This window comes from Paucilactobacillus kaifaensis (assembly GCF_005405145.1).
Taxonomy (GTDB): Bacteria; Bacillota; Bacilli; order Lactobacillales; family Lactobacillaceae; genus Paucilactobacillus; species Paucilactobacillus kaifaensis.
Genome location: NZ_BJDM01000023.1, coordinates 1 through 26,183, shown reverse-complemented (window position 1 = coordinate 26,183; position 26,183 = coordinate 1). Strand labels below are relative to the sequence as shown.

At 39.6% G+C, this 26,183-nt stretch carries 24 protein-coding genes; 21 read left to right on the top strand and 3 right to left on the bottom strand.

The genetic code is table 11. The annotated features are described in order from the left end of the window. Positions 1 to 115: 115 nt before the first annotated feature. Entirely contained in the window at positions 116 to 1,303 is a 1,188-nt protein-coding gene (locus tag FFM51_RS07985; RefSeq protein ID WP_137598105.1) for an aminotransferase-like domain-containing protein, read from the bottom strand. 667 nt (positions 1,304 to 1,970) lie between these two features. On the opposite strand from FFM51_RS07985, the gene FFM51_RS07980 reads away from it, so the two are divergent. The 9 genes from FFM51_RS07980 (at position 1,971) to FFM51_RS07940 (ending at position 10,531) form a co-directional block, all read left to right on the top strand. Next, the gene (locus tag FFM51_RS07980; protein ID WP_137598104.1) at positions 1,971 to 5,879 is read left to right on the top strand and encodes a SpaA isopeptide-forming pilin-related protein; all 3,909 of its coding nucleotides are present in this window, start codon (positions 1,971 to 1,973) and stop codon (positions 5,877 to 5,879) included. Then, positions 5,876 to 6,142, top strand: coding sequence for a hypothetical protein (locus FFM51_RS07975; RefSeq protein ID WP_056943276.1), 267 nt, complete (start codon positions 5,876 to 5,878; stop codon positions 6,140 to 6,142). The genes FFM51_RS07980 and FFM51_RS07975 overlap by 4 nt, the downstream gene beginning before the upstream one ends. 32 nt (positions 6,143 to 6,174) lie before the next feature. Continuing rightward, positions 6,175 to 6,507: a DUF961 family protein gene (locus tag FFM51_RS07970; RefSeq protein WP_056943275.1), complete on the top strand. Its 333-nt coding sequence runs from the start codon at positions 6,175 to 6,177 to the stop codon at positions 6,505 to 6,507. Between the two features lie 18 nt (positions 6,508 to 6,525). Beyond that, positions 6,526 to 6,894: a YdcP family protein gene (locus FFM51_RS07965; RefSeq protein WP_137598103.1), complete on the top strand. Its 369-nt coding sequence runs from the start codon at positions 6,526 to 6,528 to the stop codon at positions 6,892 to 6,894. A gap of 160 nt (positions 6,895 to 7,054) precedes the next feature. After that, a complete protein-coding gene (locus FFM51_RS07960) occupies positions 7,055 to 7,648 on the top strand; it encodes a type IV toxin-antitoxin system AbiEi family antitoxin domain-containing protein (protein ID WP_137598102.1) in 594 nt (197 codons plus the stop codon). Further along, positions 7,645 to 8,487, top strand: coding sequence for a nucleotidyl transferase AbiEii/AbiGii toxin family protein (locus FFM51_RS07955; RefSeq protein ID WP_137598101.1), 843 nt, complete (start codon positions 7,645 to 7,647; stop codon positions 8,485 to 8,487). The genes FFM51_RS07960 and FFM51_RS07955 overlap by 4 nt, the downstream gene beginning before the upstream one ends. An 87-nt stretch (positions 8,488 to 8,574) precedes the next feature. Further along, positions 8,575 to 8,835, top strand: a complete 261-nt coding sequence (locus FFM51_RS07950) for a hypothetical protein (RefSeq protein WP_137598100.1) — start codon at positions 8,575 to 8,577, stop codon at positions 8,833 to 8,835. 28 nt (positions 8,836 to 8,863) lie between these two features. Further along, positions 8,864 to 10,231 (top strand): FtsK/SpoIIIE domain-containing protein, encoded by a 1,368-nt coding sequence (locus FFM51_RS07945; RefSeq protein WP_137598099.1) that lies wholly within the window; start codon positions 8,864 to 8,866, stop codon positions 10,229 to 10,231. A 21-nt stretch (positions 10,232 to 10,252) separates the two neighbouring features. Further along, on the top strand, positions 10,253 to 10,531 hold the full coding sequence (locus FFM51_RS07940; protein WP_137598098.1) for a hypothetical protein: 279 nt from the start codon (positions 10,253 to 10,255) through the stop codon (positions 10,529 to 10,531). A 44-nt stretch (positions 10,532 to 10,575) separates the two neighbouring features. On the opposite strand, the gene FFM51_RS07935 is transcribed toward FFM51_RS07940, so the two are convergent. Both FFM51_RS07935 and FFM51_RS07930 read right to left on the bottom strand, forming a co-directional pair. Then, positions 10,576 to 13,569, bottom strand: coding sequence for a DEAD/DEAH box helicase (locus FFM51_RS07935; protein WP_137598097.1), 2,994 nt, complete (start codon positions 13,567 to 13,569; stop codon positions 10,576 to 10,578). Next, a complete protein-coding gene (locus FFM51_RS07930; protein ID WP_137598096.1) occupies positions 13,553 to 14,416 on the bottom strand; it encodes a Hachiman antiphage defense system protein HamA in 864 nt (287 codons plus the stop codon). Before FFM51_RS07930 ends, FFM51_RS07935 begins: the two co-directional genes overlap by 17 nt. Positions 14,417 to 14,721: 305 nt before the next feature. On the opposite strand from FFM51_RS07930, the gene FFM51_RS07925 reads away from it, so the two are divergent. The 12 genes from FFM51_RS07925 to FFM51_RS07870 all read left to right on the top strand — a co-directional run bounded on the left by FFM51_RS07925 (position 14,722) and on the right by FFM51_RS07870 (position 26,003). After that, complete coding sequence (locus tag FFM51_RS07925; RefSeq protein ID WP_003678260.1) at positions 14,722 to 15,921, top strand: replication initiation factor domain-containing protein; 1,200 nt, start codon at positions 14,722 to 14,724, stop codon at positions 15,919 to 15,921. Continuing rightward, the gene (locus FFM51_RS07920; protein ID WP_010011721.1) at positions 15,918 to 16,238 is read left to right on the top strand and encodes a hypothetical protein; all 321 of its coding nucleotides are present in this window, start codon (positions 15,918 to 15,920) and stop codon (positions 16,236 to 16,238) included. Before FFM51_RS07925 ends, FFM51_RS07920 begins: the two co-directional genes overlap by 4 nt. Next, on the top strand, positions 16,231 to 16,524 hold the full coding sequence (locus tag FFM51_RS07915) for a hypothetical protein (RefSeq protein WP_010011722.1): 294 nt from the start codon (positions 16,231 to 16,233) through the stop codon (positions 16,522 to 16,524). Before FFM51_RS07920 ends, FFM51_RS07915 begins: the two co-directional genes overlap by 8 nt. 141 nt (positions 16,525 to 16,665) lie before the next feature. Further along, on the top strand, positions 16,666 to 17,388 hold the full coding sequence (locus tag FFM51_RS07910; RefSeq protein WP_003678263.1) for a DNA-methyltransferase: 723 nt from the start codon (positions 16,666 to 16,668) through the stop codon (positions 17,386 to 17,388). Positions 17,389 to 17,411: 23 nt separating this feature from the next. After that, positions 17,412 to 17,633 carry a hypothetical protein gene (locus FFM51_RS07905; protein ID WP_003678268.1) on the top strand — a complete coding sequence of 74 codons (222 nt, stop codon included), beginning with the start codon at positions 17,412 to 17,414 and terminating at the stop codon, positions 17,631 to 17,633. A 25-nt stretch (positions 17,634 to 17,658) separates the two neighbouring features. Beyond that, positions 17,659 to 18,162: an antirestriction protein ArdA gene (locus tag FFM51_RS07900; protein ID WP_003678269.1), complete on the top strand. Its 504-nt coding sequence runs from the start codon at positions 17,659 to 17,661 to the stop codon at positions 18,160 to 18,162. Positions 18,163 to 18,229: 67 nt separating this feature from the next. Further along, a complete protein-coding gene (locus FFM51_RS07895) occupies positions 18,230 to 18,610 on the top strand; it encodes a conjugal transfer protein (protein ID WP_003678270.1) in 381 nt (126 codons plus the stop codon). Next, the gene (tcpF, locus tag FFM51_RS07890) at positions 18,607 to 21,060 is read left to right on the top strand and encodes a conjugal transfer ATPase TcpF (RefSeq protein ID WP_100070912.1); all 2,454 of its coding nucleotides are present in this window, start codon (positions 18,607 to 18,609) and stop codon (positions 21,058 to 21,060) included. Before FFM51_RS07895 ends, tcpF begins: the two co-directional genes overlap by 4 nt. Next, on the top strand, positions 21,061 to 23,100 hold the full coding sequence (locus FFM51_RS07885; RefSeq protein ID WP_035457183.1) for a CD3337/EF1877 family mobilome membrane protein: 2,040 nt from the start codon (positions 21,061 to 21,063) through the stop codon (positions 23,098 to 23,100). It begins immediately after the preceding gene. Next, positions 23,097 to 24,092: a bifunctional lytic transglycosylase/C40 family peptidase gene (locus FFM51_RS07880; protein WP_100070910.1), complete on the top strand. Its 996-nt coding sequence runs from the start codon at positions 23,097 to 23,099 to the stop codon at positions 24,090 to 24,092. Before FFM51_RS07885 ends, FFM51_RS07880 begins: the two co-directional genes overlap by 4 nt. Positions 24,093 to 24,102: 10 nt before the next feature. Continuing rightward, positions 24,103 to 24,702 (top strand): hypothetical protein, encoded by a 600-nt coding sequence (locus tag FFM51_RS07875; protein WP_223875916.1) that lies wholly within the window; start codon positions 24,103 to 24,105, stop codon positions 24,700 to 24,702. 26 nt (positions 24,703 to 24,728) lie between these two features. Then, positions 24,729 to 26,003 carry a conjugal transfer protein gene (locus FFM51_RS07870; RefSeq protein ID WP_100070908.1) on the top strand — a complete coding sequence of 425 codons (1,275 nt, stop codon included), beginning with the start codon at positions 24,729 to 24,731 and terminating at the stop codon, positions 26,001 to 26,003. The last annotated feature ends 180 nt before the right edge of the window (positions 26,004 to 26,183 follow it).

The window sequence follows — 26,183 nt, the reverse complement described above, 5'->3', positions numbered from 1 at the left end:
CGATTGCCTAATCGGAAGCAAAATGACTTTTTAGAATCTGCTTTTATTTGATTGTCTCAAAAAATAGTTGCAGTTCCTCACCTAAAGTTGGGAGATGCTTTTTTTACTAAACTAATTACTTGCCCATAACTTCCTCGATTGCTTCACTCAAAAGTTTAACACCAGCTTCAATCTTAGCTTCTGGTGTGTTTGAATAATTCATTCTAAAAGTACCAGGAATTGTTTCATTACCAAAGAACGGATCGCCTGGAACAATGGCTACGTTTCGTTTCAAGGCCGCATCAAATAGTTTTTGTGAATCTTGTACCCCAGGGACGGACACCCAAAGAAACATTCCACCTTCTGGATTACTGTGTTTAACTTCTTTAGGAAAGTACTTATCAATCGCATTGATCATAATTTGTTCTCGTTTATGATACAGATCCGTTATACCTGCGACGTGCTCATCAATATTATTGGCCGCAAAATACTCTGCCGCAATATATTGAGCCAGGCTGTCTGTGTGCAAATCTGCTGATTGTTTCATCATCGTATATTTTTTAATTAGGTTGGGATCAGCAACTACCCAGCCTAGTCGTAGTCCTGGCGATAAAATTTTAGACAACGTCCCCATATATATGACATGATCATTTTTATCAAATGATTTTAGAGATGGTAAATTTTTACCTTCCCAACGAATAGCACCATATGGATTATCCTCTAATATTAAAACATCATATTTCTCGGCTAATTCTACCAATTTCGTTCGCCGTGCCAATGTCATTGTTCTACCAGTAGGATTTTGAAATGTTGGAATTGTATAGATTAACCGTGTATTAGGATTATTTTTGAGTGCTTCTTCCAAAGCATCTATCCGCATTCCATCTTCATCCATTGCCACACCGACAAAGTGTGCACCATAAGACTTAAAAACATCCACCGCAGTTAAATATGTAGGATCTTCTACAATTACAGTATCACCTTCATTCAAAAACATTTTACCAGTCAAATCGATTGACTGCTGTGATCCTGTTGTGACGATAACATGATCAATATCAGTTTTGATTCCTTCAATTGCCAGTCTTCCTAAAATTACCTGACGTAATTCTGGAATTCCTTGAGAAGAACCATACTGTAATGCAGCTGGGCCTTTTTCAGTTAAGACTTTATTTGCAGCCGCCTTTATTTGTTCAACTGGAAATAATTCAGGTGCTGGTAACCCACCGGCAAATGACATTACTTTAGGGTCTCCTGCAACTTTAAGAATAACTCCTACTGGATCAGTATCAGATTGGGGAACACGATCAGAAAACTTATAATTCATTTTGCAAAACTCCTCTATATTATGTATTCGTTGGTAACAATAAAGTATTAAAATCAACTATGCACATTATGTTAACTACTGAACATATCATGATTGAATTCAATTGTAACACAGATTATTATATTTTAATTAGAAAATAAGTAGATCTCTAATAATTTTAGAGATTATCACATATTTTACTTGATCCATGACACAAAAAAAGCGTTCCACAACAAAGTCGTGAAACACTTGATAAACGTTGATACAACGAATATATTAACGTTTTGAAAATTGACTAGCCTTACGAGCTTTCTTAAGACCTGGCTTTAAATACTCGTAGGTTAATAAGTTTACATAGCGTTCAAAAAACCCGTTAAATTAGCGTTTATGAATTTCAGAATTCTAGGTCTTTCTTATTGTTTCAACCGTTTTACCCCAAATTGGGGTACACTTCGGAGGAACGTAAGGCTTCAAACCTAGAAATCAATTCACGAATCATTAACATTAATTGCGATTGTTCGTTCAACTACTATTTAATGGTAGAAACACAACCAACAACTGCTTATCAACTCGGGTTTCAATTCCACATACACGTTCATAACCTCCTGTTCAGTAGACCAAAATCAAAATTGGTCTACTTTTTATTTGCACTGAAATTCTTCAACAAATATTTAAGGAGGTGCTGTCATTGCAAACAGCAACCCGTAAAGTTTCTGTCTGGTTAGCCTTGCTGACCTTGTTCACTTCAATTTTTATGACCCCAATCACAAGTGCCTTTGCCGCTGACATGACCAACATTAAAGCAGGCGACTGGGTTTCAACCTGGCATCTCAGCTTGTTGAATGGTCTTCATTGGACTGACACTGGTATTTACAAAAAAGTCGTTGATGGTCAAATCACTTTCTGTGTCGAACATGGGGTCGATATTGAAAATTCTGGTTCAGGTTGGACACCAACTAATTATTCGGCGGCTGAGAAAGACAAACTAGCCGAAATTGCTTATTTTGCTTATCAACAAAACCCAACTGACGTCAATTATGGTCTAGCACAAATTATGATCTGGGAAGCCTTAGGCAATGAGCTATTAACTACCGACTATCCAGATTATCAAAATAAAAAAGCGGCCGTTATGGAAAAAGTTGCAGCGTTCAACACCAAACCATCGTTCAATGGTCAAAATATCACCTTAAATGTTGGTGATTCAATTACTTTGACCGACACTAATGGCACTTTGGCTTCATATATTGAACAAACGGCCAATACCGCTAATTTGAACATCACAAAATCTGGCAATAAATTGACTCTGACTGCCACAGCTGATTCCAAGGAATCTGGTAAAGTTTCCTTTGCTAAAGCTAAGGCCGCTAATATTGGCACTTCCCTACTTTATGGTAAAGGTAATCAACAGAAAATTGCCCATTTCAAACTACCAAACGGAAATAACTTTGATCTAAGCGTTAAGGTCAATCTCAATGGTAATTTAAAGGCTAAGAAAGTTGACGCGGATACCAATAAGGCTTTGCCAGGTGCGAAACTCAAGTTTGAGTACAATGATCAAACCAAAGAAGTCACCACTGGCGCTGATGGCTATGCCGCTTTAAACGACATTAAGGCCGGTACCCAAGTCAAAGTTTCAGAAGTAACCGCACCTAATGGCTACGTTAATAAAGGTGAAATCAAAACGGCAACGATCACACCTAACCAAACCATCGAAGTCGTTCTTGGCAACAAGGAACAACTTGGTAACGTGAACTTGACCAAAATTGGTCGTCAGTTCGGCACCAATATGTTTAACAAATACTATTCATTAAATGGTGCAATGTACGGTATTTATTCAACTGATGGTAAAAAAGTTGGGACGATCACCACTGATAGCACCGGCAAAGGCACACTACAAAATCTGAAACTTGGCAATTACTACGCCGTTGAAGAAAAGGCCCCAGCCGGTTATATCCTTAACAACGAGAAAATACCTTTTGAGTTGAAATATGCTGGTCAAAACGTTGCGGTCACTGCTACTTCGGTTACAGCGACCGATGATGAACAATTCGGTACTGCCACTTTGATCAAGGAAGATGCTAAAACCGGTAAAACACCACAGGGCGCGGCTTCACTTGATGGTGCCATTTATGAATTGCATCGAACTTCAAATGATGAACTAATTGATACCGTGACGATTAAAAACAATCAAGCGAGTGTCACCAATTTAAAATTGGATGACTACTACTGGATCGAAAAGACGGCACCAACTGGCTATATTAAGGATACCGAAAAACATGCATTAAAACTGGCCTACGCTGGGCAAAATGCGAAAACGGCCACCGTATCAACAACGGTTAAGGAACAAGTTATTACGGGTGGTTTCGACTTAATCAAAATTGGTAACTATGATTGGCATACTGCACTTTCTAGTCATTTAACTGGTAAAGAGAATAAGTCTAACCCACTGGCTAACGTTGAATTCACAGTTACTAGCAACACAACAAACAAGGTCGTCACAACGGGAACAACCGATAAAGAAGGTTATCTCAAATTTACTGATCTTCCTTATGACACTTATACCGTAACGGAAACAAAAACACCAGAAGGCTATAAAACCGCCGATCCATTCAAAGTCACGATTCATCAACAAAACGAGACCCATCATTATTCAGTCGTCAATAATGTATTGGAAGAACGATTGAAAGTGATCAAAGTTGACGCCGAATCCGGCAAAACAATTCCGCGTGCCAACGCTGACTTTAAAATTAAATCACTACAAACTGGTAAATATGTTTCCATGCCTAATCTCAATCATGACGGGACAACTGATACTTTTATGACTAATGAAGAGGGCTACTTGACCACAACTGAGGCACTCCCCTATGGTCAATATGAATTAGTCGAAACACAAGCACCATTAGGCTACGTTCTTGCCAAAGACCCAGCCAAATTTTCGATCACTGGCAAAGATAGTGATGGTATTGTGACCGTCAAATTTACAGATAAATCGCAAAAAGGTATTGTCACTTTGAATAAAACTGGTGCCACACCAGTTGAAGTGACTAAACAGTCAACTAAGTACGGCGAACAATACGGTTTTAACTATGACTACACCCCACTGGCCGGTGCCAAGTTTGAATTTACTGCTCGTGAGAATATCACCACCGCTGATGGTACCGTCCACGCCAAAAAAGGTGACGTTGTCGCCACTGCTACGACTGACGCTAATGGGCAAATCAAAACGCCACAACTTTATCTCGGTAAATACTCAGTTAAAGAAGTTGCCGCACCAAATGGCTTCATTCTGAATGACAAACCAATTGATTTTGAATTGAAATACGCTGGTCAAAATGTTGAAGTGACTTCCACTTCACTCAAAGCAGCTAACGATTTTCAGAAGTTGAACGTGACTGTTAACAAACAAGCAGAACAAATCAAGAGTTGGGATAAGAACAAACCCACGATTGAAAATAAAGCTGCTAATGGTCAAGTCTTCGGACTGTTCAGTAAAGCTGGCTACACCAATGGTAACATCAATGTTCCGGCAAAGGCATTAGTCGCAACTGCAACTGTCAAAGATGGTAAAGCAACCTTTGCCGACATTCAATTGCCTGAAGGTAGTTATTATGTACAAGAACTAGATGCCGGTGAAGCTTATCAGCCTGATGACCAAACTTATGATTTTGAATTCAAGGCAACTGACAACACCGCGACTAAAGATTTCACGATCAATAGTGATAAAGACGCCCCAATTCTAAATAAATTACACTTCAACGAATTTGCCTTTAAGAAAATCAACGAAACCGCTAAGTTAGTTGAAAATAAAGGTTATCAGTTCACTTTTGATGGTAACGCCAAAGGTGCGGTGTTTGAATTACTGGATAAGGACAAGAAAGTCATTCAAACCACTACAATTGATGACAAGTCGATTGGTGCCTTTAAGAACGTACCAGTCGGCACCTTCTATTTACGGGAAAAGACGCCTTCGGCAACCAATCTTATTTTGACTAAGAATTTAACTAAAATTGTTTCATCCAAGACTGGTATCACTGCTTACAATGCTAAAGGTAAATTAATTAGTCAGGTTAAAAAACAAACAGCTGAAAAAGCAGCAACCGAGACTAAGACCACTTCTGAATCGCCAGCAATTAGTTTCACGCTACAAAATAGTTTAATCAAAGGTACTGGTGAACTAACTAAGACTGATGTCAGCGATGGTAAAGTCTTGCCAAACACGGGTATCAAGATCCTTGATCAAGACGGTAAAACCGTTGTGTCCGGTCGAACCAACGACAAGGGGATTTTCAGTTTTGCTAACCTACCCGCTGGCAAATACCAGTTTGTGGAGTATGACGCACCAAAAGGATACAAGATCAATGAAACACCCGTTGATTTTGAGATTACTAAAGATGGTGAAATCGTCAAAGCACAAATGAAAGATGAAGCCGTTGATACACCAATACTTCGCCTACCGCAAACCGGTGAAGAACGTAATCAATTATTAAGTATTGTTGGTGTGATTCTACTATTAATTACTGGCTTAATTGTGTGGTGGATGCATCATTCAAGAAAGGCTAGTGATGACTTGTATGATGACGAGGATGACAGTGAATGATCTTTATTTCATCTATTAATATGTATCTTTCAAAAGAACCCAGTGTTTTAATGACCGGTACGATTGTAATCAATCACGCTATGATCATTAACAATGTTAAATTGATTCGCGGTAACCAGCGTCTGTTTCTAAAATTTCCTGAAACTACTCAAGGCCGTGTCGTATATCCCCTATCCGCTGAACTTTATCAATATTTGCTTCAACAAACAATCGAATACTACAACCACTATAAGTCAGAACTCAAAAACAATTCTGACTTTTAAAATATGCAAAATTTGAAAGCGAGGAATTCTCCATGGAATTAGATTACATTATCCCCAAAGTACGCGAAACATTTGGTCGGCTTGAATTTGGCAAAATGATCGAAGAAATTCGTGAACCATCCCGTAACAATAACGGCCGCGTTGCATCACGAAGATTTAGCGTTTTTTCAGATATCCAAAAGGCTGATAACATTGAAATCATTCTACCAGCTGCTGCCGGAGTGAAGGCCAGTATCAAACAAGATTCACCGATTGATTTAGTCAACCCGCGCGTGATTGCAGTCGGCTATCGTGTGGAGAATCAGTCATTCGTCAAATATGAATGTTATGCCGATGATATTGTCAAAAAGGATTTAACTAAATAGTGAAGGGTAGGAATTAATATGCGCTTAGCAGAAGGTATTGCACTCGATTCAATCAAAACATTTGGAGCCTTAAAATTCTCGGCAATGCGTCGTGAACGTTTTATCAACGATGATGAAGGTAACCAGACCACTGAGATTTCTGAACGTACTTTTGATTTAAAGAGCTTTGAGAAAGGAAAAATGATTCAAGTTTCGATTCCAGTGGCGGCTGGTGAAAAGAAGTTTGATTATAATCAGCTGGTCGAAATGGTCAACCCAGTTATCGATACTGTTTCTTCTTATGAGTTTGGTGTTGGTATGTCAGTTTCATGGTATCTCAAAGCCGACGATCTTATTCCAGTAAACCACAACAAAATTCAGGAAAAACCAACTAATGAAAAGAAATAACTCAATGAAACGGAAAATTCGTTCTCCTACCAACTATCGGTAGGTATTAATAAATCCAACCGAAACATAGTAAAATCATATTGAGAGTTGCGAATTGCTTCTCAAACCTATATACTATAAATATAGTAAACTATAGTATATAAGGTGATGTTTAATAACAATGGATACTTTGGCCCAACTGGAACATGACTACCCAACGTTCATTTACAAAACCGCACAAAAATACGGTTTATCAAAGGATGAAATCCGTGAATTATCAACTGATGGCACCATTGAAAAGCTTGAACGTGGTATCTATATTTTTCCAGGCTACCTACTCGATGAATTTAGCTTGATCAGTCAGAAGTTCTCGCGTGGTGTCTTCTCGTTAGTCAGTGCCCTGATCATTCATGATTTAACTGATGAAATGCCGCTTCATTACGATCTGACCTTTCCCCAAGGATATCATCCAAGCGCCGCATCATTGAAAAAATACCATATTAAGGCGCGCTATCTATCGAAAAAGCGCTATTTACTTGGTATCGAAACCGGCCAAACCGAAAATGGTGGCACAGTTCAAGTTTATTCTAAGGAACGAACCTTATTGGATATTTGGGAATCAAAACAAATCCAACCCTACATCAAAAATGATGCGCTTAAAAAATATTTAGCCAACTCACCTGCTGCAAATAAGCTCAAGGATTTAACTGAAATCAAGGACAAATTATACCCAAACAGTACCCTACTAAAAGTAATGGAGGTCTACATGCAATGAGTGAAGTTGATAAAATTCTACCAATGATCAGCAAACGTGCCCGTGAGCTTGACTACAATATTCAACATTTTCAGAAACTCTTTTTTCTAGAACACTTTTTAAAGCAGATCTCTGAATCTAATTATCGCCGTTACTTTGTTCTCAAAGGTGGGTTTGAAATCCAAAGCCTTGTCGGAATTGAAAACAGAATGACCCAGGATCTTGACGCAATCTATGTTGGGCCGGCTTTACAACCAGATAAATTAGCAACCGTTTTGCATGAAGTCTTCGAGCAATCCACCGATTATGTCAATTTTACAATCAAGTCGATTGAACAAAAACAACTTGATGATGATTATCCCGGAATTCGTATCAACCTGCTGGCACAAATGGGAAAAAGTAAAGTTAGTGTCAAGCTGGATATTTCAAAAGGTAATTCCCATGAGACGATTCCAATCATGATTGATCATCAGAGTATTTTAAACGCGGATGAAAAGTTTCCAATTTATGGCATCCCCATTGAAAAAATCTTGGCAGATAAATTATCAGCATTTCTTAATCACGGCATGCTAAACACTCGTGCTAAGGATTTATTTGATGTTTATTCATTGTCCATTCTCTATCGAACTGACATTGATCTTGTGCTTTTAAAAAAAGAATTTTTCAAAAGTACGGCGTTTGATCATATTCCAGACAAAACAATTGAAAATCGTTTAACTGAAATCAGTGCCCTATCCGATTCTGAAAGCTTACACACTTCGTGGCAACAGTACCAGCAACAATATGACTACGCACAATCAATTAGCTACACAGCCGCACTAGAAGCACTTTTCAATCTCATGAAAGAAATTAAAAATTAATACGCTAAAATCGACATTTCAAATTTATCGTAATATCAAAGTCAAGGCAAAAAAGTCTTGGCTTTTTATTATGGACGGAGGTTATTTATGAAAGTACTGACAGTCTTTAACGAAATCGGCTTTATGGATGACTTTGTTGCTGTCATTAAGGACGGCACACCTAGCAACGCCGAAGATAAATTAGAAACAGCACGAACTATTGCTATCGAGTGTCCTGATTCCAACTTTGGCTTGACTGCTTTACCTGAAATGACCAAAGATGGTATCGCAAAAGAATTTACTTTTAGCACCGCACAATCAGATGAGGGTGCCATCATGACCTATCTGGGTATGACTGATGGTGCCTGATTCAATCAACAAAAGGTAGGTGAAAAAATTGCGTGAACTTTTTCAATATCGCGGAACTAAAATTCGTCCGCGTGATCAAAACTTAATTTTGCAGACTGTTTTAGGCTTGGCCCTACTACTTTGGTTTCCTCTGACCATTCTACTTTACTGGCCAGTGCTCAGTCATATTAATATTAAGACTATTTCATGGCCGCTAATTCGACAACTGCCTTGGTCGTATCAAGAACTGATCATTAGCTTAGCCGTAACATTATTTTGCTTAATTCTTGTTGTGCTTTTAGTCATGTACAAGTTTCCCGATTATTATCGTAAATTAGTCCATCGCCAAAAGATTGCCAGAATGTTTATGACTAACAACTGGTACGAAAAGAATACGCAACAGTCAGGTGGTTTCTTCAAAGATTTAGATACAGGTAAAACTAAAGAACGAATTGCTCACTTTCCCCGCGTCTATTATCGTTTAAAAGATGGCTTAATTCATGTTCAAGTTGAAATCATGATGTCATCATACCAGGAACAGTTACTCCACCTTGAACCAAAATTAGAATCTGGACTTTATTGTGAAATGGTCGATAAAATTCTGCATGATTCCTATGTTGAATATACGTTACTCTATGACACAATCGCTCATCGGCTTTCAATTGATCAAGTTGTCTGTAAAGACGGTGCCATCAAATTAATGGAAAACGTCTATTGGGAATACGATGCCTTACCACATATGCTAATTGCTGGCGGTACCGGTGGTGGTAAAACTTATTTCATTCTAACTTTGATTGAAGCCTTGAGTAAAACCAATGCCAAACTGACTATTCTCGATCCTAAAAATGCCGATTTAGCTGACCTAGAGGAAGTACTTCCTGATGTTTATTACGATCCCGATGATATGTTAGCTGCACTAAGCCGCTTCTATGATGAAATGCGTCAACGCAACACGGAAATGAAAAAAATGGACGGCTACCAAACCGGTCAAAACTATGCCGCACTTGGTTTACCTGCCCATTTTTTGATTTTTGACGAATACGTTGCCTTTATGGATATGATTGGTCGTGATGCCATGACTGCCATTAATAAGCTTAAACAAATTGCCCTGCTTGGCCGTCAATCAGGTTTCTTTTTGATTTTAGCTTGCCAGCGCCCAGATGCTAAATACCTTGGTGATGGGATTCGTGATCAGTTTATGTTCCGTGTTGCGCTTGGTCGTATGTCAGAGATTGGGTACACCATGATGTACGGCCAAACCAATAAGGACTTCTTTCTAAAACCAATTAAAGGCCATGGCTATGTTGATACCGGACTAAGCGTTATCAGCGAATTTTACACACCATTAGTTCCAAAACATTACGACTTTATCGAAGCAATTGGTCATGCCTACCAAGAATCACATCAATCTAGCTGAAGAGTTTCTTCTACATTAAAAATGAAAGAAGATGCCACCACACAAAAGATTCAAGTGATCAATGATGTCGATTTTATCGAAGACTTTTCTAAGGTTACCACCGACCTAACCACCCGTGATGCCGAGGACTATCTTGAATATATGTGTGGCAAAGCGCGTGAAAGCCCTGATAGCAGCTTATTTCTTCAGTGTCCTTCACAAGCCATAAAGGACGGTATTAGTAAAATTTTTATTTTTCCTGTTAGTAATCAAGAAAATGGCCTGGCTATGGTGTTTATGGGATATCACTATGATAACTAAATTAGCTATAGCTTACTGCTTCGAATCATTTAAAAAGCAAAAAATTATATTCGATTTATGATCTCAAGAAAAAACTTTGGCAAATTATTGGCTTCGTTCTGAATAATTTCTTCCTTATACTGCCTAATCCACCTTTTTACTTGTTTCTCGGTAAAATTAGCATTTCTAATAAGAATAGCTATTTGAGAAGACAAGTAACGGTCATTTATTCCAATACTATAAACTGAATTTTCAGTTAGCGTTGGCAACCCAGATTTCATTGCAGTATGTAGCATGTAGAGACGTTTTTTCTTAGTATCATCCTCCACAAGCTCTGCAATTGCCGAGATTTTTGCAGACATATTATACTGAAACATTTGATCACAGATACAATATATAGTTTCAACATTAGGTTTTTTGTTTTTAATTTTTACATCATCAAATTGCTTCCAAATATTAAGTAAGTCTTTATAACTTTCTCCAGTAACCCACCCCTTTAAAATTTCCAAGTATAGGTCATTATGCCGCATCTCTTTATCATTCAAATTCTTTTTTAATAACGGCCAGAGTTCCGTAACCATTTGTTTGACATCGTCAGAATTTAATATATTGTCACCATTTTCAAATATCCATTTTTTTATAAAAAGTGCTTCATTAACGCCTGTAAGCATTCGACTGTAAACCTGTATGTCATTTTCTAAAACTACTAAGCGAGATATTTTGTCATACAATAAATCAAATAAATTTTCAAGCTCTACACGTTCTTCTTCAGAATCACTAATATAGTAAGCGTAAGTATTTCTTACAATTGCTTTTAAATTATCATCTGGATCTCCCATCTGTATAACGTCCCAAAGTGACATCAAGAAATTTTCGATCTTTGCAATTGCTTGACCTTTTCTACGGTAAATCTCTATTCTTTTAGCATCCTTATTCGAAATATTAATGGAAATCCACTTTTCTGAATCCTCTAAAAAATCATTAGTAAACCATTGATCAGAAGTAACCTTATCAGACCATGGATTATAATTATCCAACGGTGTTGGATGAAAAAGATTTAACAAAGAACTGCCTAAATCTTCTGCAGGAGTTTTGTTAAGAATCTGCTTTATTGCTTCAATTGTATTGTTATTTGTGCTTGTGCTCTTACCTTGCACAAATATAATATTACCTTCATTTTCAATGCCTGACCTACCTACACGTCCAATTAAGTTCTGCAAATCCCTATTCTTTAGATGCAAACTTCCTTGCCCCACAGAAGTAATTAACATAGTCTTAATTGGTAGATTAACTCCTTGTGCTAGTGTCGTAGTACAAAGTAACAATCGTATTGACCTATGCTGTATTGCATATTCCAATGAATTTCTAATACTGTTAGGAACTTCACCATCGTGAATAAAAACACCTACCTGAAATGCTTTAACAAGTTTACTTTCCTCACCAAAGTTATATCTAAATAAATTTACTATAGCCCCAGTATCACTATCCAACATTAAGCTTGAACGAAATTCATCATTTATCTTGGTATATTTAGTGAACACTGTAGCAATAGCACTCAATGTATCCTTTCGTGGAGAAAAGACTGCTACCATACCGTTAGATACAAAGCGCTCAGCAAATAAAACAGTTAACCATCTATATGATTTTGTGAGATCCTTGCGTGAAAAATCAGGCTCAATATTTTGCTTATTTACCCTAACTGGATTAACAACATTATTATAACGTACCCACTTTTTAGTACTATCAATATCCGTTGTTAAAAATAATTGTCCAGATTCACTGGCCTTATCCCACCGAGCTACACCATACGCCTTTGAGTAACGCTTTTGCTGAATTCCAGTTATTTTTACATTATTCCCAGCATTAAACCATTCGGAAACAGTTCCTGGGTTGCCCACTACAGCAGAGATAAATATTTTTTGAGTCTCTTCTGATGCAAGCTGCCTAATTGTTGCCAGTAGAAGCTCAAATGTTATGCCTCGATCTGCATTATCAAGTTGATGGGCCTCATCGAAAATGATCAATCCAGTTTTAAGTAGAAGATCTGGGCTGTGACGAATCATAAATAAAAGTTTCTCAGGTGTAACAATCAGTATTCTAGGCTTCTCCTGTTCAAGAAGAAAATCAAAATCCAATTTTAAATCATCGCTAAGCTTATTAACAAGAATTGGCTCATCACGAAAATTACTAACCTGTTTTTGAAATATTTCATCTCGAATTGATTTGAATGGAGCAACAATTATAGTAAGTTCAATTTGTTTTTTCGAAAGAGCAGATCTTAAAATCAAAGAGATAGATGCAGTTTTCCCTGCACCCGTTGGCATTTGAATAACTGAGGATTTCCCATCAAATACTCCTTGTTCTCCTAAAGCACGTTGTGAAGCCCATAAAGTCTGTTCTACCTTTCTGTTTTGTATAATATTCTTCCAATAATCGATAGAACTACCTGACATTCTTGGCATTAACTTTAGGGTTGAGTTTTTAATTTTTCGTTGAATAACGGCAGTTACACATTCGGCCGCAAGTATATCTTCATCAGTTCCAGTTGTGTAAGCTTGGTCAACAAAATCTTTGAGATCTTTATTGATTGAATCTTCCAGTTGATATCCTAATAGTATTTTATTTAAGATACTAGGAATACTTCTAAAGGTCTCGTTGGAAAAAGTTAAATCACTAGAAATAACATCATATAATACTTCTTCAAATAAAGACAACTCACTAACAATTATCGGTTTTAACGCAACATTTGCAGCACCTGGATAATCAGCAAAAAAATATGCCGCGGCGCCAAATAGCATAAGTTCGTTGTCTCCTGACAGTGGGTTACTTTCATCGTTTATTGCCGGAAGAAGTTCAAAATATTTGGCTGAAAATTGCAAACGTGTTGAAAACTGATCATTTTCATCCGTACTTACCAAATAATCCGATAAAGCTCCAAAAGTAAAATAAAGTAGTTTACTCCAATTATTATCTTGTCCAGAAGAGACACCATGAGTACTGAACTCAATTTCTTTTTTTCTAGCCCAAATAGCTTTTAGAAGATCAGCATTTATCGCCAATATTTTTCACCCCAAGTTCTCCATATAAAGCATTCATCAACCGCTTTAAGTTCTCACCATGAAATGTAATTAACTCAAGTTGTTCTCTATGTGGCGAACTATCAGTCTTTACATTTATTAAATTTTTTTCGCGTAATTGGCTCTCATCAATCACAGCTGCTGCTAAATATGACGCTTTAAATGGCTTCTCAATTGGATTTTGAAATCTTCGAATTCTATTAACGGAATCGGCTTCAATATCATTTCTTTTTTTCAAGTCCATCATTGTTGCAGCTAATGACATACTTGCACGTTTATCCAACACTGCAATATTATCTTTATTAATATCGTTGACAGCATCCTTTAGACGATATCTAGCCTTCTCAGAAAAACCAGCTTTCACTTCACAAATACAAAGTTCATCTTCTGGATTATCGCTTATTGTGTCATTGGCAAATTTAATGGCAAAAATATCGGCACCCATGGTTGATCTGTCTTTGTTTTGTTTTGACGAGTACCTTGTCAATAAGCTTGGTATCCAATAATCGCGTGCAAACATCAAATAATCGGCAACAAGAATTTCTCCAAAGTCTCCAATTCTAACAATCTTACCCTGTTGATCATCTTTGTCCGGATAAACGTAGTGAATCAAATATTCAAAAGGATTATCGACGCCCGTAGATTCAGTCATATCACTCAAATCATCATCGTTAATAAACTTGTTTCGGAAATTTACTGCCCAAGCCTCTATAATTGACGTATCAGTAAAGGGTACTTTTATTTCCACTAATTCGATATCATGATTGTCAATATTTTTTATAGGAACAACTTCACAGAAGCAATCCATATATTCTGGTTTATTTTTCATAATCCCAATATTCTCCCAAAGGTATCAATAATAGTTTAATTATACCATTCACTATTTATATTTCTTACAAGAGATATTATTTTGTACTTGCACGCCGCGCGGCAACGCGAAAAGCGCGAGCGGGCTGCGGCCGGCTTTAGCCGGTCGCTCAACCCCCAGTATCTAACAGGGGGGTAGAAATAGACAATTCAACGTCGCAAAAACATGTATCAACCGTGATATATCAACAATTAAATACGATCTTGCAAAAGCAACTTTGACCTAAAAAAGTTGCTTTTTATTTTGCCTAAAAAGGAAGTGGATCAATGACATGGGCTGATAACGTTAAGGCTAAGCGCAAAGCGCTGGAACTTACTCAAGCTCAGTTAGCCGAAAAAATTGGTATTACGCGCCAACATTTGCAACGCGTGGAATCAGGCAAACAAAACGCCAGTGTTTCCCTACAGGAAGAAATTGATTTGACCCTTGATAACTGGATCAACGAAACGGAATTGGATCTTAATATCGACTATGTCCGGATTCGTTTCCCCACACATGACGTAGATTGGGTACTACAGAATTTTCTTTATTTGAATAAAGATTACATGCTCTTTGATGACTGGGGTTTCTACGGTTATGAAGCACACTACACCTTCTCCAACATTCAGGTCATGATTGCCCCGACAAACGACAAGTTAGGTGTTCTACTCGAATTGAAAGGACAAGGCTGCCGTGAATTTGAAGGTATTTTACTAGCTCATAACCAGACATGGTTTGATTTCTTCCGCAAATGTTACGAAGCTAAGGCCATCTTTAAAAGAATTGACTTAGCCGTCAACGATCGTGTTGGCATGTTAAATATTCCAGAATTAATTGTTAAATGTCAACACAATGAATGTGTCTCTGTTATGCGCCGCTTTCAAGGTCTGAACTCCGGTGCCATGACTGATGACGGCATCAACGGTGAAGGCGCCACACTATATATTGGTTCTATGAAAAGTGATATCTACTTTTGTGTTTATGAAAAGGCCGCCGAACAAATTTTTCGCTATGGTGAAGAATTCGCAGATACTAGCATCAAGAATCGTTTTGAAATTCGCTTGAAAAATGATCGGGCTACCGTTGCGATTGAAGATTTACTCAGTTATCGCAATGTTGAACGTACTGCCTTTGGCATTATCACCCGCTACGTTCGCTTCGTAGATCCCGGTAAAGGTGAAGAACGTTCCAATTGGCCGACTAATCAAACTTGGGCGGCCTTTTGTGGTAAGGGACGGCCGCCCTTGCGGCTTACGCTAAAACCTGAACCATTCGACCTACGCAAAACCCGCGGTTGGATCAAAAAGCAAGTCGCTCCAATGTTAAAAGTACTGCTAAAAATTGATGGCTATGAAGGCAACAATCAAACGATGACCATGATCAAAAGTGCTGAACTCCAACAGAAACATCTAAAACTGCTTGAACAACACACCGTCACTAAAGATAACGTAATCGGTGATTATTTTACAAAGGAGGAAACTGATTGAATACCAACTTACCCCTTGTTAGTCTATCTACTGACCAAAAAGAATATGTGTTAAATATTTATCGCTATCGTAACCATATTGTTGGCGTGATCGAACGCACTAATTTATTACAACTCTTTGAACTCACCGAATTTGTTAAACCTGTTAATTATATTGCTTGGCGTTTTCGTTTGTATTGGCCGTCACCCTTATTGGATGTTCACGGTATACCGTCAAATGATAAATGTTTACTCAAAAAAATAACCGCCATTAGCGTCCAATATCATATTCCGATTTACGGTCAATATCAAACAAACAATCGAGATCAGCATGAATAGTCCCCTAGCAACCTTGATCACTGAACATAAGGATTGGATCTTCAATGCTTATGACTATCATGGTCAAATTATCGGCCTGGTGGAAGATACAAACTATCTACAACTTTTCGAAATGACCCAGTACTTCTCCACACCGGTCGATTACTTTGATTGGCGTTTTTCAATTCATCGGCCAACGCCAATGCTTAACGTTTACGGTAAACCCTGTTACAACGATGAATATCTGAATTTCTTATTTAGTGTCAGTGCCAAAACTGGCTTAGCCTTACTAAATCAACGTTTTTAGATTAACAACTACTACTGAATGGTCGCGTTATACCCTGACAAAAATAATGCAATTTAAAAGGAGCAAGTACTGAAATAAACCTGTGGCGGTGAAACCAATATTTTACTTGACACTATTTATAATGAAGACTGTTTACTTGGAATGAAGAAACTACCGGATCAATCCGTTGACTTGATTCTTTGTGATCTTCCTTACGGCACAACTCCTAACACATGGGATTCGATCATTCCGTTTGAACAACTTTGGCAACAATATTTACGTTTGATCAAACCTCGCAGTGCAATTGTTCTAACCAGTAATCAACGTTTTAGTTTTCAGCTCTACAACTCCCAGCCTGAACTATTCCGTTACAAGTGGGTCTGGGTCAAAAGTAATGTCACTAATTTTATTAACGCCCACCATCGGCCAATGTCACGGTATGAAGAAGTACTTGTATTTTCAAAAGCGCCGGTGGCTAATTCTGATAATGCCATGTTCTATTACCCACAGGACCTGATGCCCATGAACAAAACCATCACTAATGCGCAAACTAAAGGCTTTGGTAACCAAGTACACCCATGGGCAGCGCCAGAACAATATGTTCAAGAGTACCAGAACTATCCGAATGATATTCTACGGTTTAAAGCTGATAAAAATATTTGGCACCCAACCCAGAAGCCAGTCGCATTGTTTGAATACCTGATCAAAACTTATACGTTACCCGGACAAGTTGTTTTAGATAATTGCATGGGTTCCGCCACAACGGCTATTGCTTGTATTAATACTGACCGGCACTACATTGGTTACGAACTTGATCCAAATTATTATCAAAAGGCCTTAGCTCGGATCAAGCAACATCACTCGTCGCAAACCTCACTTTGGTAAATTTAGAAAGGAATTGATAATAAATGAACTTCGGACAAAATCTCTTCAACTGGTTTACAAGCAACGCCCAGTCTTTAGTGCTAATGGCAATTGCAGTGATCGGTGTTTTCTTAGGCTTTAAACGTGAATTTTCTAAACTGATCGGCTTTCTGATCATTGCATTGATCGCCGTGGGGCTGGTATTTAATACCGCCGGCGTCAAAGATGTGCTATTGAACTTATTCAATCGTGTTGTTGGTGCCTAATTACTGCAAGAAAAGAGGGAGCTAAATGGAAACGGTACGCGTTTTTATCGTCAACTTAGGTTATTACAATCAAGGCAAACCCACTGGCAAATGGTTCACACCGCCGTTATACCCTGACGCTATTGCCGAACAACTGGAATTGAAAAATGACAGTGAAGAGTACGCGATCCATGATTACGAAGCACCATTTGAAATTGATCGCTTTGATTCAATAGACGAGATCAATCGTAAGTATGCCGCTTTAGAACGGCTTGAAGAATATGATTTTGGCGCTGACGTTAGTGCCTTGATTGGCGAATGGTTCCGTGATATTGAAGAACTAGCTGAAAACGCTGAGGATATCATTATCTATAAAGGTGTTTCAGATATGGCCGAGCTGGCACAAGATGCTGTGGAATCTGGTGCCGTTTTCGGTGACCTGCCAGATCAAGTCATTGCCTACCTCGACTTTGAAGCACTGGGTCGCGATATGGAAATTGAAGGTAATTACTTGGTTACTAACAGCGCTATTTATGAATACGCAAATTAAGTTTCTGCTCGGGGGCTGGTCTAGCAAATGGATCAGTCCTCTTTACCCCAAAGAAAGGAGGTCACTTATGAAAAAGATTCGTAGTTACACCAGCATTTGGTCCGTGGAAAAAGTGCTTTACGCGATCAACGATGTTAATCTACCGTTCCCCGTCACATTCACGCAAATGACTTGGTTCATCGTCGCCTTATTTTTGGTCATGTTGCTTGGTGATGTACCACCACTTAGTTTCATTGATGGCGCATTCCTGAAATATCTCGGTATTCCGGCGGCCATTACTTGGTTCATGAGTCAAAAGACTTTTGATAACAAACGGCCACTAGGCTTTCTGCGCTCGGTGATCACTTATTTTACCGCCCAGAAGATCACGTTTGCCGGGCGGCCAGTCAAATCTGTTAAAGCTCATGCCCTTGACCACATCACCCACGTAAGGAGGTTCGACCAGTGAAGTTTCCCATAAAATATATCGAAGACAATTTAGTGTTCAATCGTGATGGCGAATGCTTCGCCTATTACGAACTCGTCCCCTATAACTATTCTTTTCTCTCACCTGACCAAAAAGCGGAAGTCCACGAAAATTTCCGTCAGTTGATCTCACAAAACCGTGACGGCAAACTGCATCTCTTGCAGCTTGCCACGGAATCCAGTATCAATGACACGATGCGCCGTTCCAAAGCCACGGTCAAAGGTGATTTAAAAAGTATTGCCGATACACATATTGACGGTCAGGCCGCCGCGTTGATCGACAATATTGGCGATAATCAAGTTGATTATCGTTTTTTTATTGGCTTCAAACTGTTACTAAATGATCGTGAGCTATCCGCTAAGGGCGTTTGGCATGATATCAGGCTTGGCATTCAGGATTTTCTTCATGAATTCAACGAAAAATATACCGGTGACTTCATGGTGATGAACAACAGTGAAGTTGATCGATTTCGTAAAGTCGCCCGTTTTCTGGCCGATAAAGTCAGTCGTCGCTTTAAAATTCGACCACTGATCAAAGATGATTTTGGCTACTTGTTAGAACATCTCTACGGTATGTCAGGGCAAGATTATGAAGACTACCAATACCACCTGCCACGACAAAAAGATGATCAAGATACAGTGATCAAAAAATATGACTTGATCAAACCAACCCGCTCATTGATCGAACAAAAGCAACGTTACTTGATCATTACCCACGGCTTTACTGAATCCTATGTCACCTATATGGCCTTGTCCGATATTGTTGGTGAATTAGATTTTCCTGGTAGTGAGGTTTTCTATTTCCAGCAACAACAATTCGACTTTCCCATTGATACCTCACTAAATGTTGAAATTGTGACTAACAAAAAGGCGTTAACTAAGGTCCGTAACAAAAAGAAAGAGCTGAAAGATTTAGATAATCACGCCTATGAATCTAATAATGAAACCACTCGCGGTGTCGCCGATGCCCTTGATTCCGTTGACGACCTAGAAGCTGAACTTGATCAAACTAAAGACGCGATGTACAAAATTTCCTATGTTATTCGCGTCAGTGGCAAAAGCTACGATGAAATGAAAAAGCGTGCCGATCAAGTGCTTGATTTCTATGATTCGTTGAACATCAAATTAGTTCGCCCTTTCGGCGATATGCTGGGCTTACACAGTGAGTTTATGCCCGCATCAAAGCGCTACATGAACGACTACATTCAATATGTGACTAGTGATTTCATTGCCTCATTAGGCTTCGGTGCTACCCAAGCTTTAGGTGAACGTGAAGGCATTTATGTGGGCTACAACGTGGATACCGGTCGTAATGTTTTCATCAAACCTGACTTAGCCGCACAAGGTTTGAAAGGAACCGTAACGAATGCCCTTTCCGCCGCGTTTTTAGGTTCACTAGGTGGTGGTAAATCATTTTCTAATAACTTACTTGTCTATTACGCCGTCCTCTATGGCGCGCAAGCTTTAATTCTTGATCCAAAATCGGAACGAACTGATTGGGCGAAAAATTTAGATTTCATGCAAGACGATATCAATATCGTTAACTTAACTAGTGAAGAAGCTAATCGTGGTTTACTTGATCCTTACATCATTCTTAGCAACCCAAAAGATTCTGAAAGTTTGGCAGTCGATACTTTAACCTTTTTGACCGGGATCTCTAGTCGTGATGCCGAACGATTTCCTACTTTACGTAAAGCAATTCGCAACGTCACCCTTGATCCACAACCAGGATTATTGAAAGTGATCACTGAACTGCGCCGCGAAGGGACGCCGATTGCCAACAATATCGCTGATCATATTGAATCGTTCACCGACTATGATTTTGCTGCCTTACTCTTTTCAGATGGCTCCACTCGCCGTTCGATCGCCTTGGACCGCAAAATCAATATCATTCAAATTGCCGATTTGGTCTTACCGGATGCCGACAAAACCCAAGAAGAATACATCACCGCGGAAACGTTATCCGTAGCCATGTTGATGATCATCTCGACTTTTGCCATCGACTTTATCCATGCCGATCGTTCGCAATTTAAAATTGTGGATCTCGATGAAGCCTGGGCGTTTCTGAACGTGGCGCAAGGTAAAGCCTTATCCATGAAATTGATCCGTGAAGGTCGCTCAATGAACGCCGGCGTTTATCTGGTCACCCAAAATGCCAATGATCTCTTAGACGAAAAGATGAAAAATAATATCGGTATGAAATTTGCCTTTCGCTCGACCGATATCAATGAAATCAAAAACACGCTCACTTTCTTTGGCCTAGACGCCGAAGATGAAAGCAATCAACACCGCTTACGTTCACTAGATAATGGTGAATGCTTATTCCAAGATATTTGGGGTCATGTCGGCGTTCTGCACTTTGATTACATCTTTGAACACTTATACAAGGCTTTCGATACTCGCCCACCAGCGCAGATAACTGGAGGTGAGTAAATGTCGCCCCGTAAAAAACGACTTTTATTACTGATTGGCCTTGTACTAGTCGTGGTGTTAGTGAGTGCTACTTCGCTCCAAAGTGTCCACGCAGCCGGCTTAGTCGATGAAACCGTCAATAATAAACACGAATTTTCTAAATACCCGGTCAACAATTATCAATTAGATTATTTCGTTGATTCATCATGGGATTGGTTGCCGTGGAACTGGGGTGATGGTATTGGTAAGTCGGTGATGTACGCCGTTTATGCCATCACTAACTTTCTGTGGTTGATCTCAGTTTATCTTTCCTACGCCACTGGCTACCTGATTCAACAAGCTTATTCATTAGACTTCATCAAAGATACGACTGATGCCATTGGCAAAAATATGCAGCTACTCGCTGGCGTTTCTAAAAATGGGTTTAGTTACGATGGCTTTTATCCCGGTATGCTTTTGTTACTGGTGTTAGTGCTCGGTGTATATGTCGCCTATACCGGCCTGGTCAAACGTGAATCTTCCAAAGCTATCTCAGCGGTGGTCAATTTTGTGGTGATTTTCATTCTATCAGCGAGCTTCATTGCCTACTCACCCGATTATATTGGTAAGATCAATCAATTTTCCGCCGATATGAGTACTTCGGCTTTAAATACAGGTTCTAAAATGATCATGCAAAATAAGCAATCCACCTCAAAAAACGGTGTTGATGCGATTCGTGAAACCTTATTCAACATTCAGGTCAAACAGCCGTGGACGTTATTACAGTTTGGCGATTCCAATATTAAAGAAGTTGGTGAAGACCGCGTCAATAAGCTGGTCAAAACTGATCCATTCAAAAACAAAGGTAAAGACCGCACCGAGATCGTCAAAGCTGAAATTGAGGATAAAGAAAACGACAATCTATCGGCGGTCAAAACGATTCAACGTTTAGGCGTGACCACCTTTGTCAGTATCTTCGATATCGCGATCACCATATTTGTATTCTTTCTAATGGCAATGATGTTATTTAGTCAGATCCTCTTCATTATCTACGCCATTTTCTTGCCGATCAGTTGTCTCTTAGCTATGATCCCAGGCTTTAACGGCCTAATGAAAACGGCGGTTTTACGTCTATTCAATACGATCATGATGCGGGCTGGCATCACCATCGTCTTAACGTTGACCTTCTGCCTTTCCACCATGATCTATGGACTATCGACCACCACCCCATTCTTCCTAGTTGCCTTTCTCCAAATTGTCATCTTTGCCGGTATCTGGATGAAACTGGGCGATTTAATGGGGATGATGCAACTTAAAAGTTCTGACTCTCAAGCTGGTGCCAGTCGTCTGCGCCGCAGTGGTAGTCGTTTGATCCGGCAAGTCATGGGTAACGCCGCAATGGGTGGTATGCTCGCCCGCGGTTTAAAACCACGATCGCAACCACAGCCTGAAACTGGTACTGACGCAAACAGTAAAGGTAAGCCCAAACGACCCCAACCAAATAAACGCGATGCCACCACTAGCAAGATGACCCGTGCCGGTAAAAAAGTCGGTGCCGCATTAGACACCAAAAAGAAAATGGCCGCAACTGCCAAACGGACTAAGGAACAGTTAAAGGACTTACCAACCAATACTAAGTACGGCCTACATCAAGGCAAAGCAACGGCTAAAAAGGGAATCGATGATTTCAAAAATGGCTTGAAAAATCAACGCCAAGACAATCAATCAGAACGCGAACTGGCCGCAAAGAAACGTCGTGAAGAAATGCAACGACGTAAACTAGTGGTTGATCCACCTAAGAATCCACGGCAACCATCTAATTCTGATCCGATCAAGAAAAAGCCGACAGCTTCATCTGTCACGCAACTCAAGCCACGTGATCCAAGTACGACTAAATTAGCCCATCCGAAAGATCCAATCAAAACACCGACACCGCACACAAAACAATCATTCACCACAGCACCCAAAGCAGGCACAAAACGGCAACTTAAGCAGACGAATGGCAAGCCACTGAATCTCGTTGTTAAACAAAACGCCATGCGCCGTAAATTGCCAACTAAGCAGCGACCAAAGCACAAATGACTAAAAAATGGTTAGTCTTAGCCGTCTTACCGATCATACTCATTAGCTTGTTGTTCTTTTCAGTGGCAATGACGGCTGATGACGATGATAGCGGTGATACGACCGCTTTAGTCGTTGATTCAATGAATCTTTCCGCTGAAGTGCTCAAGTACAAAAGCACCGTTGAAAAATATTGTAAGGAGTTTGGTATTCCTGACCAAGTAACGGTGATCCTTGCGATTATGCAGGTTGAATCTGGCGGCAAAGGCAGCGATGTGATGCAATCTAGCGAATCGCTGGGTCAAGCACCTGGTAGCTTGTCACCAGATGCTTCGATCAAACAAGGCGTGAAATACTTTGCCAGTTTGATCAAGTCGATGAAAGCAACTAAAACCGATTTAAATACGGCCATTCAAAGCTACAACTTTGGTGGTGCCTTTATTAATTACGTGGCTACTCATGGCAAGAAATATTCGCTCCAAATAGCCAGTGATTTTGCTAAAGAAAAAGCTGGTGGTAAAAAAGTCACTTACACCAATCCAGTCTCTGATGAAGGCTGGCGCTACGCCTATGGCAATATGTTCTACGTAAGTTTAGTCAGCCAGTATCTTAGCCCGACTGTAGCTAATTTTAGCGATAAAACGGTTAAAGCGATTATGACCGAGGCCCTTAAATATCAAGGCACACCCTACGTTTTTGGTGGCTCAACACCAACTACAGGATTTGACTGTTCTGGGCTAACTAGTTGGGCCTATGCCAAAGCTGGCATTCAACTTCCGCGTACCGCTCAAGCACAATATGACGCAACGCAACACATCAGTATTAAAAGTGCAAAAGCTGGTGACCTAGTATTTTTCAAAGGCACTTACGCCACTTCCGACTACATTACCCATGTTGGCATCTATGTCGGTAATATGCGCATGTACAATGCTGGCGATCCCCTTGGTTATGCAGATCTAAATACCGCCTACTGGCAAGCCCATCTTGTCGGGGCTGGCCGGATCAAGAAATGAGGTGATTTTCTTGACTAGCTTAAATGAAGATGGCTTTAGCTATGATCACTGGATGGATCTGTTGACCAATGCCATCGATCACACCTTAGTAGAAAGTCGGATCGATTTGAACTACGGCGACAATCGCCTGTTACGTAACAAACAACTCGATCACGCTTCAACTGAATGGGAACGCATCAAGTTTTTTGAACAACATGAACCTAACATTGATGACCTAGTCAAAGTGATTGATTACTTTGTCGCCGAACTGCCGCAATTTGAATTTGGTAAACGTCGTGAGTTCCGTTTAGCTTTAGAACATGAACAAAACGTCAAAGAGTGGTTAGGAAATACTAAGTTTCGTGAGGAAGACCGCCAATACATTTTAGATCGAGAATTACACCTTGCCGAAGAATTTTTCACCAGTGACGACAAATATGATATTTATAGTGATTTAGACTATCGCGGCTACACCCAAGTCCGTCTACGCCAGTTATTTGACCGTTTTCGCAACGACTATCCCGAATTTTATCAGTGTTATGAACTGAACCACAACCATCAAAAAAATAATCACCTTGCCATCTTGCAACAAAATAGTGTGGCTAATCTCGCCACTAAACTTAAATGGTAAATCTGATCCACAAGGAGGAACACGACATGGCCCGTCAAGATTATGAAGACTACGACTATGAGTACGATGACTACGAAGATTCCCGTGATCATCGCTATGCGGAACGCCCGCGACCACGGTATCATGAAGATTATGAGGATCGGCCACCGCAACGAATACAGGAACGAGACGACCGCAACTATCGCCGACCACCGAATGATTATCTCGATGAGCGTTACCCACCTCATGACTATGAACAGCAACATGAACCACGGCCACCCTATGATCGAGAAACTGAACGCAATCCCCATTATGAATACAATGAACGTCCGGCCAAGCATCAAGTCGCTTCACATAAGAAAGCCCGTCCCAAACGTCCACGTAAAAAAGTTAAACGACAACGGCCACCAAAACGTCAACCAAAGCCGGTGAAAGAAAAAAAGCCCCGTAAATTAAAGCAACCTCGCGTCGGTATCCGGCGAAAAACGACTTGGTTCTGTTGGTTGATCTTGATCGCTAGTGTGAGTTTTGGCGTGTACAAGGATTTCACCGCCATCAATAAACACACGGTGCATGAACGTGAAGTGGTGAAAGTTAAGTTGACTGATACCAATGCGATCGAAGCTTTTGTCACTGATTTTGCCAAAGTCTATTACACCTGGGAACCTAACCATGAAAAATTAGAAACGCGCCAAAAGAACCTTAGTAAATTCATGCTAAATGGATTGGTAACCCTAAACGCCGATGCGCTACGTTCAGATATCCCGACATCTTCCATCGTGTCTGATATTCGGATTTGGAAAGTTGAGGCTAAGAAGAATCAAGTCAATAAAGTGTTATTTACGGTTAATCAGCAGATCAAAAACAGTCAAAAAGAAGACGCCGCAAAAGCAATCGAATCCACCTACTCATTAAATGTTATGAAAAATAAAGATGGTGATATGGTGATCGTGACCAACCCAACAATTGCGGCAGCTCCGACTAAGGCCAAAGCAACGGAAAAACAACTTCAAACGGACAGCTCGATTGATGCCGAAACCACTAGCAGCATCACTAAATTTCTAACGACTTTCTTCACACTGTATCCTAGTGGCACCGCCAGTGAACTGAAATATTATGTCGATGGAGGTACAAAGCCATTAAATAAAGACTATCGTTTTGCGGAATTAGTTAATCCGACCTTCCATCGTCAAGGAGATAATATTCGCGTTGACGCAACCGTGAGGTTTCTTGATAGTGAAACTGATATGACCCAATATTCGCAGTACACACTTATTTTAGAAAAAGCAGGAACAAATTGGACCATTAAATCTGGTTTGTAGGAAACAAAAACACGACACTCATTTGAATGTCGTGTATACATAATAATATTCATAACTATGTAAAAATTCCCGACAACATAAAAACAACACACTTCCAATTTATACTTATTATAGAAACAAAGCAAAAGGAAGTGAAACTATGTCACAATGGATTCTGATAGCCCTTTTTCTTCTAGCACA

What these genes read in the sequence shown, in the direction of transcription:
- FFM51_RS07985 (WP_137598105.1), bottom strand. Translation starts at nt 1,303, where the DNA reads ATGAATTATAAGTTTTCTGATCGTGTTCCCCAATCTGATACTGATCCA.
- FFM51_RS07975 (WP_056943276.1), top strand. Translation starts at nt 5,876, where the DNA reads ATGATCTTTATTTCATCTATTAATATGTATCTTTCAAAAGAACCCAGT.
- FFM51_RS07970 (WP_056943275.1), top strand. Translation starts at nt 6,175, where the DNA reads ATGGAATTAGATTACATTATCCCCAAAGTACGCGAAACATTTGGTCGG.
- FFM51_RS07965 (WP_137598103.1), top strand. Translation starts at nt 6,526, where the DNA reads ATGCGCTTAGCAGAAGGTATTGCACTCGATTCAATCAAAACATTTGGA.
- FFM51_RS07960 (WP_137598102.1), top strand. Translation starts at nt 7,055, where the DNA reads ATGGATACTTTGGCCCAACTGGAACATGACTACCCAACGTTCATTTAC.
- FFM51_RS07955 (WP_137598101.1), top strand. Translation starts at nt 7,645, where the DNA reads ATGAGTGAAGTTGATAAAATTCTACCAATGATCAGCAAACGTGCCCGT.
- FFM51_RS07950 (WP_137598100.1), top strand. Translation starts at nt 8,575, where the DNA reads ATGAAAGTACTGACAGTCTTTAACGAAATCGGCTTTATGGATGACTTT.
- FFM51_RS07940 (WP_137598098.1), top strand. Translation starts at nt 10,253, where the DNA reads ATGAAAGAAGATGCCACCACACAAAAGATTCAAGTGATCAATGATGTC.
- FFM51_RS07930 (WP_137598096.1), bottom strand. Translation starts at nt 14,416, where the DNA reads ATGAAAAATAAACCAGAATATATGGATTGCTTCTGTGAAGTTGTTCCT.
- FFM51_RS07925 (WP_003678260.1), top strand. Translation starts at nt 14,722, where the DNA reads ATGACATGGGCTGATAACGTTAAGGCTAAGCGCAAAGCGCTGGAACTT.
- FFM51_RS07915 (WP_010011722.1), top strand. Translation starts at nt 16,231, where the DNA reads ATGAATAGTCCCCTAGCAACCTTGATCACTGAACATAAGGATTGGATC.
- FFM51_RS07910 (WP_003678263.1), top strand. Translation starts at nt 16,666, where the DNA reads ATGAAGAAACTACCGGATCAATCCGTTGACTTGATTCTTTGTGATCTT.
- FFM51_RS07905 (WP_003678268.1), top strand. Translation starts at nt 17,412, where the DNA reads ATGAACTTCGGACAAAATCTCTTCAACTGGTTTACAAGCAACGCCCAG.
- FFM51_RS07900 (WP_003678269.1), top strand. Translation starts at nt 17,659, where the DNA reads ATGGAAACGGTACGCGTTTTTATCGTCAACTTAGGTTATTACAATCAA.
- FFM51_RS07895 (WP_003678270.1), top strand. Translation starts at nt 18,230, where the DNA reads ATGAAAAAGATTCGTAGTTACACCAGCATTTGGTCCGTGGAAAAAGTG.
- FFM51_RS07885 (WP_035457183.1), top strand. Translation starts at nt 21,061, where the DNA reads ATGTCGCCCCGTAAAAAACGACTTTTATTACTGATTGGCCTTGTACTA.
- FFM51_RS07880 (WP_100070910.1), top strand. Translation starts at nt 23,097, where the DNA reads ATGACTAAAAAATGGTTAGTCTTAGCCGTCTTACCGATCATACTCATT.
- FFM51_RS07870 (WP_100070908.1), top strand. Translation starts at nt 24,729, where the DNA reads ATGGCCCGTCAAGATTATGAAGACTACGACTATGAGTACGATGACTAC.